We start from the raw sequence: 16,484 nt of genomic DNA on the forward strand, positions 1-16,484 counted from the left end.
TGACTTTCTATTCTCACAAACTGAATGGTATCCAAGCACACTTTTATTTAAGTAGATGCTGTATGTACAAGGGGAGTAAGTAGAGATGATGTTTATCGGCATTGATATTAGTAAAGAGAAAATTGATTTATCGTGGTTGAGAGACCAGCTTACAAACAAGATTAAAACAAAAGTCTTTAAAAACAAGCATCAAGACTTTGAGAAAATAGAAAAGTGGCTTTTAAATACAACTAAAAGCGTTGCTAGTGAGCTCGTTATCACCCTCGAACCAACGGGTGTTTATCATGAAGCACTGATGTATTTTTTACATGAGCAAGGCTTTAATATTATTTTAGCGAATACAGGCAAAGCGAAAAAGTATGCTGACGCGTTAAACATAATTCATAAAACAGACAAATCTGATGCAACGATGCTTGCCCACTACGGCTGTGCAAAGCACGCAGTCGTTGATTATTGGCAACCTGAAGCGTTAGAAGTTAGAGAGCTTAAAGCCCTTATCCGTCGTTTAGATGCGCTTGAGAGTAACCGGCAACGAGAAGCTAACCGATTAGAAGCAAGTGAATTCAGCAACGTTTCAGCACGTGTTCGCCAATCGATAAAAGTGATTATCGCATTTTTAGATGACGAAATTAAACAGCTTAAATCTGACATTGATGATCACATAGATAATGAGCCTGGTTTAAAAAGAAACAGGAAACTACTAGAGTCTATACTTGGCATTGGGCATGTATTATCGAGAGAGCTGACATATTTGTTTGCGGCTAAAAAGTTTAATAAAGCCAAAGAAGCAGCAGCTTATTGTGGATTAATCCCACGGCACAATGAATCGGGTAAATTAAAAGGGCGAACAACAATCAGTAAACTTGGGCCAGCCAGAATTCGCTGTAAACTCTACATGGCAGCCATTGTCGCTGGGCAATGGAATAAAAGAATAAAACGACACAAGTTAACATTAATAAATAACGGTAAAACACCGATGCAAGCTGTATGTGCGAATATGAGAAAGCTCATTCATATATGTTTTGGTGTAATAAAAAACCAAGAAGAGTTTAAGCTCCAAGAAAGTTAAGTACGACCTTGAAGCTTAAAATGAGAGATGGTATCTACAGATAAAATAAAGCCTAGCGTTTACAGGTAAGCTGAACCGATGTTTCGTAGACGTACAGCTTGCTGACGTGATGAGCGCAGCTCATAATTATTTAAATCTGAAGTCCCAAAAATAAACACCCACAAAAAAAGCTCACATACTGTGAGCTTTTTAAAACTTACTTAACGCTACTTTTAACTTACTGCTGCTTTTGCGGCGGGAAGTTGCTTAAAATATTAGCGACTGTTTCTTTAATTGATGCTTCGCGTTGCTCAGGCGATTGTTTTTTCTTTAAACGGCCTTCTTTTGCGCCGCGCCATACAAGTTGGTTTGATTCGCGGTCAATAATATCAATTACTAACGTACCCACTTCGTATTCGCGGGCGCTAATGTCGCGTTGAAAACCCGTACCCCAGTATCCCCAACGTGCGCCGTAGCCTACGTTAAAGCTGTCTACTTCTAGCTCTTTATCTACCGATGCATGGTAGTTAACTAGTACGTCAGCTTGGGCTGGGTCTACTAAGCTCATACCTAATGTTTGGCTAAGCTCTTTATTAACGGCAGTACGTACACGTTTTTCCATTAAGCCGTTAATTTGGTAGTTTGTGGTGTCTTTGGTTAGGCTCGCGTTTTCTACCCAAGCAAATGTTTTAAAATTACTAAAGTTGGCTGATTTGTCGTAATCCCAGTCTGGGGTTTGCGTACAGGCTGTAAGTAATGTCAGCGCTGCAACAATAAGTATATTTTTCATTACCTTTGCTCCAATAAAATGCGTTAATTTAAAATAACACACATCGTTTAAATGTGTATTAGTTTAACGTCCTATATTTTAGTTTAGTTGGTTTGCCTTAACGGCCAATTAATTGTGCTCAACTTCAATCCAGTCTTTTTCGTCTACCCAGTTTTGGGCGCCATCTTTTACTGAACGAATAGGTACAATGTAATCACAGCTTACCTGCGGCTTAACCGAGGCAAAAATTGGCACAAAGCCAAAGCTTAGTGCCGTTTCTATGATTGCTTTTTGGTTTTGCGGATCAATGTCGGCCGCTTCATCAATATAAATGGGTATACGGTAAAGGTTTTGTTCCTGATCGCTTAATAAGTAACGAATAAACAACATGCCACATAATAACTTAATAGTAATACGCGTCCCGTTTGAACCGGCTGAATCGATTTTTTCAAAGTGTTCGGTTTCGCCAGCGCGGTTAACCACTTCAAAACGAATATCAAATAAGTCAGTTAATGTAAGGCCTGCTTTGTCGGAGGCAAGTTTTATTAGGTGATCTTTTGCTTCGTTTACCGCGCTTTCGCTGTAAGGTTCTTGGCTTAATAAATCAAGGGTGTCGCCTTGTTCAAACTGATGCGACGTGCTGATAATGGTATCAATACTATCAACCAGCATTTTGCGCGGTATTACGTTAATTTTAAACGCTTGAAGGTTAGAAATACGGTGCTGGCTTATGCCTTTATTAAAGCTGTTCATTTCGCGGCGAAGTCGGTCTAAGTCTTCACGCAAGCCTTTAATCGTGGCGGCTACTTCGGTCAGGGCTACGCGGCCTTGGCGCTCAACGGCATCGCGTTCGTTATCAAGGTTATGAAACGCGCTAATCAACTTTTGGTATTTAGTAAATTCGTCATTTTCGTTATCGAACTTAGTAATGCCCGCGTTATATACATGCAAATAGGTATTACGCACGTTTATGTCAAAGTTGCGCAGCTCTTGGCAGTCTTTATTAAAGTGATGTACTAAGTCGCTTAGGTTATCAAAGTCGACTGTTATATCAATCATATACGGGGTTACTTTACCGCTGTATAAATCAAGCGTGTGGTCAATTCGCTCGCTTTTAACTTGGCGTAGGCGCTCGGTTTGGCGATTAATTTGCTCTTGCTTAGATTTAATTAACGAGCGCCTGTCTGCAATTGAGCCACTATTTTTTTGAATGTCTTGCAGGTAGTCGTCAACTTGTTCGCGCTCTGCTAATAACTGCTCTTTTAGCATAGATTGCGCTTCTACCGACTGCTGCATTACCTCAAATTGCTCTAAGCGTTTTAGGGCGCTCTCTGCGCTCATTAGCTCATCGTAAAGTGCATCTTTTTCTTTTTGTTTATCGGCCACGTTAGCGGCTACTTCGCGCTGTTGTTTAAACTCTTTTAACGAGCGTTCCAGCGCGTCTAGCTGAGCGCTAAGCTGGGCTTTGTTTTCGCCGCTTTGCATTTGCACTGGCGAAAGTTTTTTAAGTTTAATGCTTGCCCCTGGCAGGGTTAGTACACCGCCTTTAACGTTTTCGCTTAATAACGATAAAAATTCCCCAAAGGCGTCTTCATCATCAATGGTTATATCGCCATTGCTGGTGGTGGCAAACGAGAGTATATCGGGGTTTAAAATGCGCGATATTTCTTCGACCTCTTTAAGCGATAGGTCTTCGCGCATTCGAGTAAACAAATTAAACTCAAGGTTTTTAAGCTGCAGTTTTAAGCTTTTAATTTGTTTTTGCGTTTCGCTAATGCGGTAATCAAGCGTGTGCAGGCTTTGCCCTTGTGCGCTGGTAATCGAGTGCGAAAGTGACTCGTAGTCTTGCTTAAGTTGGCCAAGGTTGGTTTTAAGGGTGGCTTTATTTACCAGTTCAAATTCGCTTTTAAGAGCGCTGTAATCTAAAAACCATTGCTCAATTTGGGTTTGCCTGCGTTCTATATCGCGCGATTGCTGTACGTATAAGCTTTGCTTTTGCTCAAACTCGTGTTTTTCGTGCTCTATGTCTTCAAGGGCAATGGCTAGTTCGCTTAGTTGCTCTTCTTGGTATGTATCAAAGTCTATTAATGCTTGATCAATTTTAGGCGCGTAGGCTGCTAACTTACCTTTAAGTACGGTTTGGTTTTCAAGCATTGATTCAAGCGCTGTTATTGGCTCTTGCATTGATTCAAGCGCTTTTAATTCGCGTTTAGCGCGATTTACTTTATCAAACGAGCGACGCCATACCTCGTAAAAGTCCACTTTAGAGTTAGACATATGGCGTTCAAACACACGCAGCATAAAGCGTTTAACATCGCTTGCACCTAATTTGTGTAAGTTAAGAATACGCCTAAAAATTTCTTTGTAAATGGCGGAGTCTTGCACGTTATTAAGCGGGATCATTTTTAAATTAATGTCGCCGTCAAAAGGGGTTGCGCCGCCGGTAAGCAGGGCGTTAAGCTCTTGTGCTTTAAGCTCTATAGGGTTGTAACCTTGCGTTTTTAAATGATTAAACAGCTTGGTAAACTTAATAATGGTATTACCTTGTGTGTACTGCGCTAAATCAAGTTTGCCTTGATAACAAAAGTACTGGTGCGCGTAACCGGCTATTTTACCAAGGCCTGCTACACCAATAACCACCGAGCCATGGGGGAGGTTGGCTTCAAGTAAAATGTACGACTGATCCGATGAAAAATAAAATTTACGGGTTTCATCTAAATCGTGCCCGTCCCATTCGGTTAAGCGTAAATCATTTATTAGCGGAAATTGCAGGGCGTTTATAACCGAGCTTTTACCGGTATTGTTTGGTGCACAAATAGAGCTGCTTTTATCAAGCGGAATAACACACTTTGCATAGCCTGCGGTATTAAGTAGGGCGAGTTTACTTAGTCCGTATAAGTTTTTCATTGCTCGTCCTCTGTAATGTAGGTTTCTTCGTTTACTTCCATAAGTGCATCAATATAGCGGTGAATAGGCGCTTGTAGCATAAAGCCGCCTTCTACTTCGCGGGCAAGGCCTAAACGTACCATGCGCAGGTATACGTCTTTTCGTAAATCTGAGCCCGAAAATATCTCAAGCTGATCAAACAAGTGTTTATTAATTTGCACTAAGGTTTGCATCAGTTCTAAATCGTTTACTTCATCAAATAGGGCACGCATTGGGTCTTTACCCGTATTGGCAAAGTGCTCAATTAAAATGTAAATAGTCAGTGCAATAGCACGGGATATTTTACCCATGTTTGGCGTGCTTTCGTCGCTGGCAAAGTAGTAAAAGCCGCGGCTGTCGTGTTTTAAATCGTGGCCAAGGGCGCTAAATAAGGCGCTATAAGATTCTATGTGCTGGTCAAGCTCTTGCCACATTACGTTGTCTTGTTCGCAAATATGGTAACCCGCACCTAATTTTTTATTAATGGCTTGTAGGTGCGTAAGCTCGTCTAAGTTTATATGTGTCATGTGTTACTCGTCTGCCTGTGTATCTGGCTGAGGCGCAGAATTAAATGGGTATAACGAAAAATGCTGGCCGGCAATTTTTACGCGTGTTTTTTCATCGCTTTGGCTAATGTGAATTTCACTGTCGCTGACTAGTTTTTGATATAAAAATAGCATTTCGTCGGCGTCTAATTCTGGGTAGCTTTCATCTAAAAATTGCAGTAATGGCTGGGGCTTTTTACGTTTTTTATTAAAGTGTTTTGCAAAGCTTGTTTTAACATCGTGGTAATCAGGAATGTTTGGCGTAACAAATGCCGGCACGTCTTGTTGCTCTGGGAGCTGGTATTCTTCGTGTTCAAATTCTACCAAGCTTGCCATATAGGCAACTATATGACGCTGCTGGCCAAGCGAATAACGCTGCGCATCGCTTACAAAATTTGGTTGTACCGCGCTTAGCATGTTGTCTACGCCATTTTTACGCACAAGGCCAAGCACTTTTGCTGCCTGGCGGGTAATTAGGTTATTACGGCGTAGCTCCTCGCGCAGCGGCATAAGCATATCGGCACTTTTGCGTAAGCTTTCTCGGCCAACTAAATGCATTTCGAGTATACGAGTACGCAATTGCTCAAGCATACGTTTGTCGTTGTAGGCTTTGCCTGAGCGTTCAATGTGCTCTATTTGCTTACTTATTTGCTGCTCAATAAGTGTAAAACAGGCATGAAAGTCACCGCGAATATCGACCATTTCAAGCATCGGCTCTATGTATTCGTCAAAGGCTTCTATTACCGCTTTGTAGCGCTTTTGCAAAGATTGCACCGCGTGATCAGATTTAGCTTGCTCAACAATGTTTAAAATAGCGTTTTCGTTGTGCGCGTACAGCTTCATTATTTTACGCACCCGAACATCCATAATGCGGCTATAGCGGCGTAAATCGTCAAAGTCTTCTATTTCGCCAGCATTATCTAATCGGTTTCCTAGGCGTGCTAAATCATCAACCAATACGCTAATTTCTTGTGCTAAACCGAGGTGTTCTTCTTGTAATAAAAAGGTCGCAAAATCGGCAATGGCGCGGTTTATTTCAAGCTGGGATGATTTAGCCAATGGAATAAGTATATCTTGATTGAGCAAACGATTTGTTTCTTTGTAAATGCGCTCGTTAGTCCATGTGGGCTGTTTTTGTTTAATGGCGTTTTGCACGTCTTTGAGGCTAAAGTCGGCCATTTTAAAACGTTTAAATAATAGCTCTAAAACACCCCAGTGTTCGCTAAGGGTGTTAAGCAGCTTTTTAGCTGGGATCATAAGAGGTTACAACATCCTAGTATTATATTATTGAGTTTTTACAAAGGACTCATTATTACGTATTTTACCTGCATATAGTATTCCTTTTTAAGACCATTTAATAATAGTTTTTGCGCATCAGCGGTGCTAAAATCCGCACCAAAATTAGGAACAATCAAATGTGAGTTGTTTGAACGTTCTGTTAAAACTATATCAAAGGTTATTTAACTACCATGGTCCCCTCGATAATTTTAACCCTAATAGCGATTGCCTTTTTACTGATCGTTATAGAAGATATAATTCACGTAAATAAAGCTAAAACAACACTCTTTTTTGGAACGCTTTGTTGGATTATACTTTTTGTTAACCCTCTTCATGGGCAAAGCCCAGCAACTATTCAGCATCTTCTTAACGAAAACATATTAGAAATAGCCTCACTGTGGCTTTTTTTAATGGCCGCTATGACCTTTGTTGCCTATTTAAACTCTAAAGGGTTTATAGAAAACATTGTGCACCGGGTAATGCCTAAAAGCATTAGCGAACGACAGCTTATGTTTTTAGTGGGCGGCTTTGCTTTTTTGTTTTCGTCTATTTCTGACAATGTCACCGCTACGCTTATATCACTTGCTGTGGTTATGTCGTTAAATCTTGAAACTAACAAGCTCATTAAATACGCCACACTTATTGTGTTTGGGGTTAACTCTGGCGGTGTATCGCTAATAACCGGTGATGTAACCACCTTAATGATATTTTTGGACGGCAAGGTTTCTATTGCAAACTTATTACTGCTCATAGCGCCTGCGTTTATAAGTGTAATGCTATTAGCGCTTTTACTCTCTATTGGTATGAAAGGGCAAATAGAGTTTGTGGGCTCGCAAAAAAAACGTATAGAAAAAACCGATATTACCATCGCCATCATATTTTTATCAACCGTGGTAAGTACGTTAACGCTTAGCGTAATTTATAGCGTACCGCCGCTATTAACGTTTTTATTTGGCTTATCGGTAATGTTTTTAGTGGCGCAATTTTTAATGCGCAAAAAAGATATAAACAAAGACATCATCGATTTTGTACGCGACATAGAATACGACACGCTACTGTTTTTTGTGGGGGTGCTGTTACTTGTTGGCGCATTAAAAGAAATTGGTATTTTAAGTAAATTTACCGATTTATATACAGTAATGGCACCTGAGTACGCTAACTATTTAATGGGAATATTATCAGCAGGGGTTGATAACGTACCGCTTACTGCTGCGCTATTAAAAGCAGATATAGTAATGAGCCAGCAACATTGGTTGTCGTTTACCTATGCAACAGGTGTAGGTGGGTCAATGCTTATAATTGGTTCGGCAGCGGGTATTATTGCGATGAGCAAACTTAAAGCACTTACTTTTACTAGCTACTTTAAATTATCGCTGCAATTATTAATTTGTTATACAGTAGGTTATACAGGCTCTTACTTTATGGGTGGTTTTGTTTAATTTTTGCTATAAATGCTTGACAGCTAGACGTCTAAACGATAACTTTCAAAGCCCCGCTACACAGTGGGGTTTTGTTTTATTAGCCACAGGTTAATACAACATTCAGAAGAGGTGCGATACTTAGGTATTTAATGGTAGGTGACGAACGCCCATAACCATTAAAGAGGGAAGTACTCGCCGAGGAAAACAAGGTTACGTCAACCGTGTTTTTCGGTTTATGGGGCTGAATCCCCAAAACTGTCACCAACTTAGGTGGAGAGCTTCTGGCAGCGGACACATCTTATTTGCATTCCTTTGCCAAGTTCTTCTTGTTTTTTAGCGGTTTGGATACCGCGAAAGGAGACGAAATGACTACCCAATCAGTGCCACAAACAGTATCAGGCGCAAAATCAGATTACATCGTTGCCAAATTTGGCGGAACCAGTGTTGCAAACTTTGAAGCGATGAGTCGCTGTAGCGAAATTATTGTTGCAGATAAAAGCGTACGTATTGTAGCTGTGAGCGCCAGTGCCGGCGTAACTAATCACTTAGTTGCACTGTGCAAACCCGACCTTAGTAAAGAGCAGCGCCAAACACACATAGATGGCGTATTGGCTATTCAACAGGCTATTTTAGATGAGCTGTCGCTTGATGCCGATTTAGCCGTAGGTTTTAACGAAACGTTAAAAGCATTTCAAACGTTAGCCCTTGAAACACTTACCACAGATCAACAACACGATGAGCTGCTTAGCTTTGGCGAGCGTTTATCGTCTTATTTATTTGCTCAAGTGCTGCGCTTAAAAGGCTTAAATGCAGATAGGTTTGATGTACGCAAAGTGCTTAAAACCGACAGCCAATTTGGTAAAGCAACGCCCGATGTTGCGGCCACTGCACAAGCGGCTAAAGACCTGTTAATTCCGTTATTAGATGAGCAAGTAATAGTTACACAAGGGTTTATTGGTAGTGATGAATTTGGCCAAACCACAACGCTTGGTCGTGGTGGCTCTGACTACAGCGCGGCGTTATTAGCAGAGGCTATTAATGCTAAAAGTGTACACATTTGGACCGATGTAGTGGGGATTTTTAGCACCGACCCGCGTTTATGCGCTAAGGCAACGCCAATTGCCCGCTTAAGCTTTGATGAAGCCGCAGAAATGGCCACATTTGGTGCAAAAGTATTGCACCCTGCGACTATTTTACCAGCAAGCCGTAGCCATATAAATGTATTTGTAGGCTCTAGCCGCGAGCCAGAGCGCGGAGGAACGTGGATTGAGCGTGAAAAATCGCAGCAGCCAGGTATTCGTGCCGTTACGCAGCGTAAAAACCAAATATTGCTAACGCTTAAAAGCCCAGAAATGTTATTAGCAAGTGGCTTTTTGGCCCGTGTATTTACTATTTTAAGTGAATTTAATATATCGGTAGATTTAGTTACTACCTCAGAAATTAGTGTTGCCATAACCCTAGATAACGCGCCTAATGCCTCGCGACCTGAGCTTGAGCAGGCGTGTTTAGATAAATTGGCCGAATTTTGTCATGTATCGGTTGAAAACAACTTAACCTTAGTGGCGCTTATAGGCTCTGAAATACAGCTACGCCAGCACGAAATGAACCTAATGAACGTATTAAAAGAGTTTAATATTCGATTAATTTGTCATGGTGCAAGTAAGCACAACTTATGCTTTTTAGTAGAGCAAAGCGAATCAGATACCGTGGTACAAGCAATACACAGCCGCTTATTAGAAAGCGCTGCTTAAGCTTTTAAAGCCAAGTTATTCAGTATCCAAGTTATTAAGTATAAAGCACCGCCAGTCGGTGCTTTTTTTATGCGCCACGCTTATATCAAACTCCTCATTGGCAACCGTTATGCTGTTACTCGATGCTGTAAGGTTTAACAAAGAAAATTCATCAAATACATTTGGGCTAAGCAATTGCGCTATTGGGCGGCTAGTTGCTTTAGCGAGTGCCTCTTTTAAGGTCCAAATTCTAAAAAAGCGGTGGGCTTGCTCTTTTATAGCCAAAGGCGCGGTAATTAAGGCAATTTCAGCCTTATGATAAAAATGCTTAGCGAGCTTTTCGAATGGGCGTTTTAAGTTTATTTTTTCAATATCAAAGCCAAACTCCGCCTTAGTAACATTAAGTGCAACGCCAACTAAGCCATGCGAGTGCGAAATACAGGTATTAATAACGGTGTGGTTTATATGGAGCTGTAGTTTTGAGCATTCTTCATTAAAGTGGGTGCTCATTTTATTAAGCGGTATGTGTGCGTATTGGGGCTGAGTATGCTTTGCAAGTTGCTTTAGTAATATACGCGATGCTACATATTCTTGCTTTGCTTGCATGCGTTTACGGCGATTTATAACGCTTAGCTCAAATGGGCTTAGGTACTGGGTTAAATCAAGGTGTTCTACATTAAGTGTGTTGGCATTAAACACTAAAATAGTATTGTTGCTAGGGGGTAAATCGCTATAAAAAGAGGGAGCAACACTTAGGATGTTTTTAAAAAAGTGGTTAGTCATACGCGCTTAAAATAAGTGAGTGCTGTAATTATGAGCGGTTAACAGCGCTTATTTATGCCAAAAGCAATTTTATTACTCAGTTGGCATTAAATATGGTTTAATTCACAATAATCAAAGAATAACAGAATTTGTAGATGTATGGCACAAGTGCGTGATGGATTTCAAAGCCGTTTTGGTTTTGTTTTAGCCGCTGCAGGCGCAGCAGTGGGTTTAGGTAATATTTGGGGTTTTCCTACGCAGGCGGCCAACCATGGTGGCGGTGCATTTTTATTGGTTTACTTTGTAGTTATATTTTTACTTGCGCTACCTGCGCTTTATACCGAACTTTATTTAGGCCACCAAGCGCAAGCAAACCCAGTAAAAGCATTGGGTAATGCGTGGCAAAATACCAACAAAAAAGTAGGGGCTGCCGCAGGATATATTGGCCTTGCGGGCGCTGTGGTTATGCTTAGCTTTTATTCTATTGTAGCTGGGTGGATGCTCTCTTACGCGATAGAGCCTATTACTACATTTTTTGGTTTTACCGCCGCAAGCGAATTTTTACACAGCGACTCTATGGTGCGTAATTTTATATTTACGCCGCTTATGCTTATTTTAACCGCCAGTATTATTTTAAAAGGGGTTAAATCTGGGATTGAAACCTGGTCACGCCGTTTAATGCCATTGTTATTGGTGCTACTAATAGGCTTAATTTTTTATATAGCCAGTTTAGAAGGCGCCAGCGAAGGGTTTGCTGCTTATTTAATTCCTAATTTTAGCCAAGTGCTTGACCCAAATTTAATCATTGCTGCAATGGGGCAGGCGTTTTTCTCGCTCTCATTAGGGGTTGGCTGCATGATGATTTATGGCTCGTACCTGCAGCCAGATGCAAACCTGCCAAAACTAACTGCAAGCGTTGCACTGCTTGATACCAGCGTGGCATTTTTAGCAGGTTTACTGATAGTGCCTGCAATTTATGTAGCGCAGCATAACGGGGTAGAGGTGTTTAGCGGCGGAAAACTTATAGGTGAAGGGCAGCTTATATTTGCTATTTTGCCTGAGCTTTTTAGTACCATGGGCGAAATTGGCTTACTAATTGGGTTACTGTTTTTTGTACTTATGTCGATTGCATCGGTTACATCGACTATTTCTACCACAGAAATACCGGTAGCGTTTTTAGTAGAAAACCACCGCGTAGATCGTACTAAAGCAACGTGGGCCGTTAGCCTAGTGGTGTTAATATGCGCTAGTGCAATAATATTAAACTTTGAGTGGCTATTTGGTTTAGTAATCATGCTATTTACTCAGTACCAACTACCACTTATGGGGCTATTTTATTTTATAACCGCAGGTTGGATGTGGAAACGCGGTAATAAGCTTCATAAAGCCAGCACCGGCACGCATTACTGGTTTGCTCAATACATTCGTTTTGTGTGCCCAGTATTAATGACTCTTGTTTTTGCAAACGTTGCGTTTGGCTAAAGTATTTTAAGCTTTACCCGTTATGTAAATAGCAAAACGGGTAAAGCAAATTAATGGGCCGCGGCTTTATAAAACCTCATTGGTTAAAGGTCTCTGTTCATTAATTTCTATTGCGTTTTGTATGGTGGTATTGGCAATTTCGCTAAGGGCTTCTTGAGTAAAAAAGCCTTGGTGGCCAGTTATTAATACGTTTTTAAAACTAACTAAGCGCGAGAATATATCGTCTTGGTTTATCTCGTCGCTATGATTTTTAAAAAATAGCTCCGACTCCTGCTCGTACACATCAAGCCCTAAATACCCTAGCTTTTTAGTTTTAAGCGCATTTATACACGCTTTACTATTAAGTAGCGCACCGCGCGAAGTATTAATTAGCATTACCCCAGGTTTCATTTTATTAAATGCATCGGCGTTTATTAAATGGTGTGTTTGCTCATTCAGTGGGCAGTGCAGTGAAATTATATCGCTTTGAGTAAGCAGCGAATCTAAATCGGTAATGGTGTAATTGCCAGGTGTTGCATAAGGGTCGCACACTAAAACATGCGCGCCAAAGCCATTTAAAATATTACAAAGGGCAAGGCCAATTTTGCCACAGCCTATAATGCCAACTGTTTTGCCGTGTAAGTTAAAGCCTAATAAACCGTTTAAATCAAAGTTGTCTTCGCGTACGCGGTTATAGGCTTTATGTGTTTTACGGCTAAGGGTAAGCATAAGTGCAACACAGTGCTCAGCTACGGCTTCTGGGCTGTATGCGGGCACTCGTAATACCTTAATGTTGTGTGCTTTGGCAGCCACTAAATCAACATTATTAAACCCTGCGCAGCGAAGTAAAATAGTATTAATTCCTTGCTCAGCAAGGTGCTCAATAACGAGGGCGTTAACCGTGTCGTTTACAAATACACACACAGCATCAAACCCTTCAGCAAGCAGGGCTGTTTGCTCATTCAGTGCTTGCTCAAAGTAACAAATCTCTATTTGAGGGTGTTTGTTAATACTGCGCTTAAAAAAAGGCTGCTCGTATTTTTGCGTACTAAAAAAAGCAATGTTCATATTATTTACTCCAAAGCCTAGCTGTTATACCAATGCGTATAATCAAGCGTTCTATTTTGAGGATATAAAAACGCGTTGATAGTAAGGCAAAAAATTCGCTATTTAGTTGTTCTCGGCAATTGCTCCTACATTGCTCTACCTTCTGCATCCATGCAGTCGTAAATGAGAGTTTTTTAACGCAGATAGCGACACGTTTAGCCCCTAAAAATGATTTAGTATTATTGCCGATTGGTATTATACGTAACCTTAAACTAGTTTAATAAAGCATGCTTGAGTAACCACCCGTTTATTGATTTAGAATAATTAAGCGCCTTTTAATGCATTAAAGTTGGGTATTATTTTTGCGTTATTTAAATTATTAGCGTTTAGTGCGCTAGGTAAATTTGCCTCAATGACCTGTTTAAGCGTTTCGGGCTTGGTGCGCGGCGCATAACGTGCAACGAGCTGGCCTTGTGGGTTAATTAAAAACTTGGTGAAGTTCCACTTTACTGCGCGGTTTTGCGAAATACCACGGGTATGCGACTTTAAGTAATTAAACAGCGGATGCGCCTCGGGCCCATTTACCATTACCTTACCAAACACTTTGAACGACACGTCAAATTGTCCTTGATAAAAGTCTTTAATTGCGAGGTTATCAAGCGGCTCGTTTTGGCCAAATTGATGACACGGAAACGCTAAGATAGTGAAACCGCTATTTTTATATTCTTGATAGAGCTTTTCTAGCGAACTTAATTGCACCGAAAAATTACACTTACTTGCTGTATTAACAATAAGTACTGTTTTGCCTTTTAGCTGGCTAAGCGCAAAGCTTTCGCTGTTGTACAAAGGGGCACTAAATTGATAAATACTATCCATGGTTACCTACTTATTTCCTTACGTTGGAAATTTATAAAGACTTAATTCGCTTTTTAAGCAGCCGATTGACATAATCGGGCATAGTTTCTAAGTTAGCAGGAAAATAAGGCACTTTTATGTCAATCAATGTTGCATTTATAGGTTTAGGGGTAATGGGTTACCCAATGGCAGGGCATTTAGCAAAAGCGGGCTTTAATGTGTGTGTATATAACCGCACTCAAGCAAAGGCGCAAAGCTGGGTAGATGAGTATGCAGGAAGCTTTGCTACCACGCCGCGAGAAGCTGCTAATAATGCTGATATTGTATTTATGTGTGTAGGTAATGACGATGACTTACGTGCGGTTGTTTATGGTGAAAATGGTGTTTTAGCGGGGATGGCCGTTAATAGCATTTTGGTTGACCATACTACTACATCGGCCGAAGTAGCCCGTGAAGTAGCAGAAAAAGCAGTCTTGCAAAATATAGATTTTATAGACGCGCCCGTATCAGGCGGACAAGCAGGTGCTGAAAACGGCGTGCTTACAGTCATGGCAGGCGGTAACGAAGCTGTTTTCACTAAAGTGCAACCCGTAATGGCGGCATATAGCCGTTTTAGCCAGTTATTAGGCGATGTGGGCGCAGGGCAGTTATGTAAAATGGTTAATCAAATTTGTATTGCCGGCGTAGTGCAAGGCTTAGCCGAGGGCTTACATTTTGCTAAACAAGCAGGGCTTGATGGTGAAAAAGTAATTGAAACCATTTCAAAAGGGGCTGCGGGTTCGTGGCAAATGGAAAACCGCTATAAAACAATGTGGGCAGGTGAGTACGAGTTTGGTTTTGCCGTAGATTGGATGCGCAAAGATTTAGGCATCGCGCTTGATGAAGCTAAAAACAACGGCGCTACGTTACCTATGACTGCAATGGTTGATCAATATTACGCCGACGTACAAGCGCTTGGCGGGGGCCGATACGATACATCAAGCTTACTAGCACGCATTGAAGCACTGCACAAAAAATAACGTTTTGAGTATATCAATGTAAACGCGCAGCTTGCTTGCGTGATGGGCAAATCCCGTAAAGTGATTTATTCACAAAGAGGGTAAGAGGCGCTGCGCTTTTAGAGGTAGTGATAGTTCTAACAAGATTATTGTTGGTCTGTATGTTTTCTCATTTTTTCCTCATTCGCTTCTCTTTGTGGATTATTTTTTATTTAAAAGCTGCGCTTTTCACGTGAGCAAGCTCTACCTCTACCACGCTGGTGTAGATATGGGTTTTACTTGTAGATGCGAAGTTTGCTTACGTGACGGGCAAAGCCCGTAAAGTAATTTATTCACAAAGAGGATAAGAGGCGCTTTGCTTTTAGAGGCAGTGATAGTTCTAACAAGATTATTGTTGGCCTTTATGTTTTCTCATTTACTTCTCATTCGTTTCTCTTTGTGCAAAAAATTTTGGCTTTGATTGTAGTAGTAAAGTTATATAAAACAAAAAACGCGACACTTTATAGCTAAAGTGTCGCGTTTTAAAAGTGTTCTACACAAACTTAAACTAAATTACATGCTTTGCGCGTAGTTATACAAAGCCTTTAAGATGGTCAGGTTTTTTTCGCTGTCGTCGTGCTCATGGGCCAAGTTCTCAAGGGTGATCATAAAATCTTGTGCACTAATTGAGGGTTGATCTTCTCCGTGCATTAACTTGTTTTGGCAATACTGACGCCATTGGTCAAGCTCTTGCTGGTTTAGCGTTTCTGGCCAGTTTCGTGCACGGTATCTAAACAGTAATGTATTGAATTTTTTATCTTCAAAATCTAAATTTAAGCCCGCTAGCTCGTCTGGTTTAGCATCGCGAATAATCGCAAATTTAGCTTTGTCGGCGTGGCTTGTAAAGCCATCGTAAAGTAAGTAATCAACGTTAGTGGTCGCGCTGTAATCGCCTTTTTCGTTAAACACCTCAGTTACTTTATCGCGAAGCTCGGTATTGGCTTTTAAAATAGCTAAATTAGCGAGGCATTGCTCGCGGTCAATGCCTAAACGGGCTGCGTTTTCAGGCAATAACGTTTTAGCAGGCGCTAAAATAGGGCACTTGTTTAAATGCACCAATTTTAAACCAACAGGTAAATCACCCTCGGCTAAATCAACGCGTTTGGTGTATAAACGATTGCGTAACTCTTCTACGTTTAAATCAAGCAATACTTGCGGGCTTTGGGTTAAATCAAAACAAATAACCGCGTTTTTATTTACCGGATGAAAGCTCATAGGCGCTACCCACGTAGTACAGCCCTGCGTTGCAGGAATACGCGATGATGTGTGTACCAGCGGCGTCATGTTAAATACATCAACTAACTCGCCAAGCGCTTTTTTATTACGCAGCCCAAAAAAGAAGTTATAAAGCTTTGGTTGTTTTTCTTTTATAAGTTTAGCCAGTGCAATAGTGGCAGTTACATCGCTTAGCGCATCGTGAGCAGCGGCGTGTTCAATGCCATTAGCTACCGTTAAATGCTCAAGCTTAAAGCTCGGGCTGCCGTCTTCTTTTAACGGCCATTCAATCCCCTCAGGGCGCAGCGCATAACACGCACGTACTAAATCAATAATATCCCAGCGGCTGTTATTGTTTTTATATTCGCGCTCGTACGGGTCGTAAAAGTTA

Annotated in this window: 13 protein-coding genes and 1 riboswitch; of the genes, 5 read left to right on the forward strand and 8 right to left on the reverse strand. The window is 41.0% G+C overall.

Annotation, left to right across the window (positions count from 1 at the left end; translation table 11 throughout):
- Nucleotides 1–85 precede the first annotated feature (85 nt).
- Nucleotides 86–1,069, forward strand: a complete 984-nt coding sequence (locus tag B4F91_RS07645; RefSeq protein ID WP_286939009.1) for an IS110 family transposase — start codon at nt 86–88, stop codon at nt 1,067–1,069.
- Between the two features lie 217 nt (nt 1,070–1,286).
- Here the strand turns inward: B4F91_RS07645 and B4F91_RS07650 are convergent, their stop codons facing one another.
- From B4F91_RS07650 to B4F91_RS07665, 4 genes are all read right to left on the reverse strand, one after another.
- Nucleotides 1,287–1,838 carry a DUF4136 domain-containing protein gene (locus B4F91_RS07650; RefSeq protein ID WP_004587699.1) on the reverse strand — a complete coding sequence of 184 codons (552 nt, stop codon included), beginning with the start codon at nt 1,836–1,838 and terminating at the stop codon, nt 1,287–1,289.
- Between the two features lie 108 nt (nt 1,839–1,946).
- Nucleotides 1,947–4,724 carry an ATPase gene (locus B4F91_RS07655; protein WP_126007447.1) on the reverse strand — a complete coding sequence of 926 codons (2,778 nt, stop codon included), beginning with the start codon at nt 4,722–4,724 and terminating at the stop codon, nt 1,947–1,949.
- Nucleotides 4,721–5,269 (reverse strand): condensin complex protein MksE, encoded by a 549-nt coding sequence (locus tag B4F91_RS07660; protein ID WP_024033404.1) that lies wholly within the window; start codon nt 5,267–5,269, stop codon nt 4,721–4,723. The genes B4F91_RS07655 and B4F91_RS07660 overlap by 4 nt, the downstream gene beginning before the upstream one ends.
- Nucleotides 5,270–5,272: 3 nt before the next feature.
- A complete protein-coding gene (locus B4F91_RS07665) occupies nt 5,273–6,544 on the reverse strand; it encodes a hypothetical protein (RefSeq protein WP_286939013.1) in 1,272 nt (423 codons plus the stop codon).
- A gap of 212 nt (nt 6,545–6,756) precedes the next feature.
- On the opposite strand from B4F91_RS07665, the gene nhaD reads away from it, so the two are divergent.
- Nucleotides 6,757–8,004 carry a sodium:proton antiporter NhaD gene (gene nhaD, locus B4F91_RS07670; RefSeq protein ID WP_286939015.1) on the forward strand — a complete coding sequence of 416 codons (1,248 nt, stop codon included), beginning with the start codon at nt 6,757–6,759 and terminating at the stop codon, nt 8,002–8,004.
- A 98-nt stretch (nt 8,005–8,102) separates the two neighbouring features.
- Nucleotides 8,103–8,275, forward strand: a riboswitch (Lysine riboswitch).
- Between the two features lie 76 nt (nt 8,276–8,351).
- On the forward strand, nt 8,352–9,737 hold the full coding sequence (gene lysC / locus B4F91_RS07675; protein WP_286939016.1) for a lysine-sensitive aspartokinase 3: 1,386 nt from the start codon (nt 8,352–8,354) through the stop codon (nt 9,735–9,737).
- A 15-nt stretch (nt 9,738–9,752) separates the two neighbouring features.
- Here lysC and B4F91_RS07680 read toward each other — a convergent pair whose 3' ends face one another.
- Complete coding sequence (locus B4F91_RS07680) at nt 9,753–10,499, reverse strand: 4'-phosphopantetheinyl transferase family protein (RefSeq protein WP_286939017.1); 747 nt, start codon at nt 10,497–10,499, stop codon at nt 9,753–9,755.
- 138 nt (nt 10,500–10,637) lie between these two features.
- Between B4F91_RS07680 and B4F91_RS07685 the strand changes: the two genes are divergently transcribed.
- A complete protein-coding gene (locus tag B4F91_RS07685; protein ID WP_004587706.1) occupies nt 10,638–11,960 on the forward strand; it encodes a sodium-dependent transporter in 1,323 nt (440 codons plus the stop codon).
- A gap of 66 nt (nt 11,961–12,026) precedes the next feature.
- On the opposite strand, the gene B4F91_RS07690 is transcribed toward B4F91_RS07685, so the two are convergent.
- Both B4F91_RS07690 and B4F91_RS07695 read right to left on the reverse strand, forming a co-directional pair.
- Entirely contained in the window at nt 12,027–13,007 is a 981-nt protein-coding gene (locus B4F91_RS07690; protein WP_286939018.1) for a 2-hydroxyacid dehydrogenase, read from the reverse strand.
- Between the two features lie 303 nt (nt 13,008–13,310).
- A complete protein-coding gene (locus B4F91_RS07695) occupies nt 13,311–13,862 on the reverse strand; it encodes a glutathione peroxidase (protein ID WP_004587708.1) in 552 nt (183 codons plus the stop codon).
- A 116-nt stretch (nt 13,863–13,978) separates the two neighbouring features.
- On the opposite strand from B4F91_RS07695, the gene B4F91_RS07700 reads away from it, so the two are divergent.
- Nucleotides 13,979–14,860 (forward strand): NAD(P)-dependent oxidoreductase, encoded by an 882-nt coding sequence (locus tag B4F91_RS07700; protein ID WP_286939020.1) that lies wholly within the window; start codon nt 13,979–13,981, stop codon nt 14,858–14,860.
- Nucleotides 14,861–15,391: 531 nt separating this feature from the next.
- Here B4F91_RS07700 and sbcB read toward each other — a convergent pair.
- Nucleotides 15,392–16,484 (reverse strand): exodeoxyribonuclease I (sbcB, locus tag B4F91_RS07705; RefSeq protein ID WP_288635526.1); only part of this gene is annotated, 1,093 nt, incomplete at its 5' end.

It is taken from the genome of Pseudoalteromonas sp. UBA6610, assembly GCF_002433295.1.
GTDB lineage: Bacteria > Pseudomonadota > Gammaproteobacteria > Enterobacterales > Alteromonadaceae > Pseudoalteromonas > Pseudoalteromonas atlantica.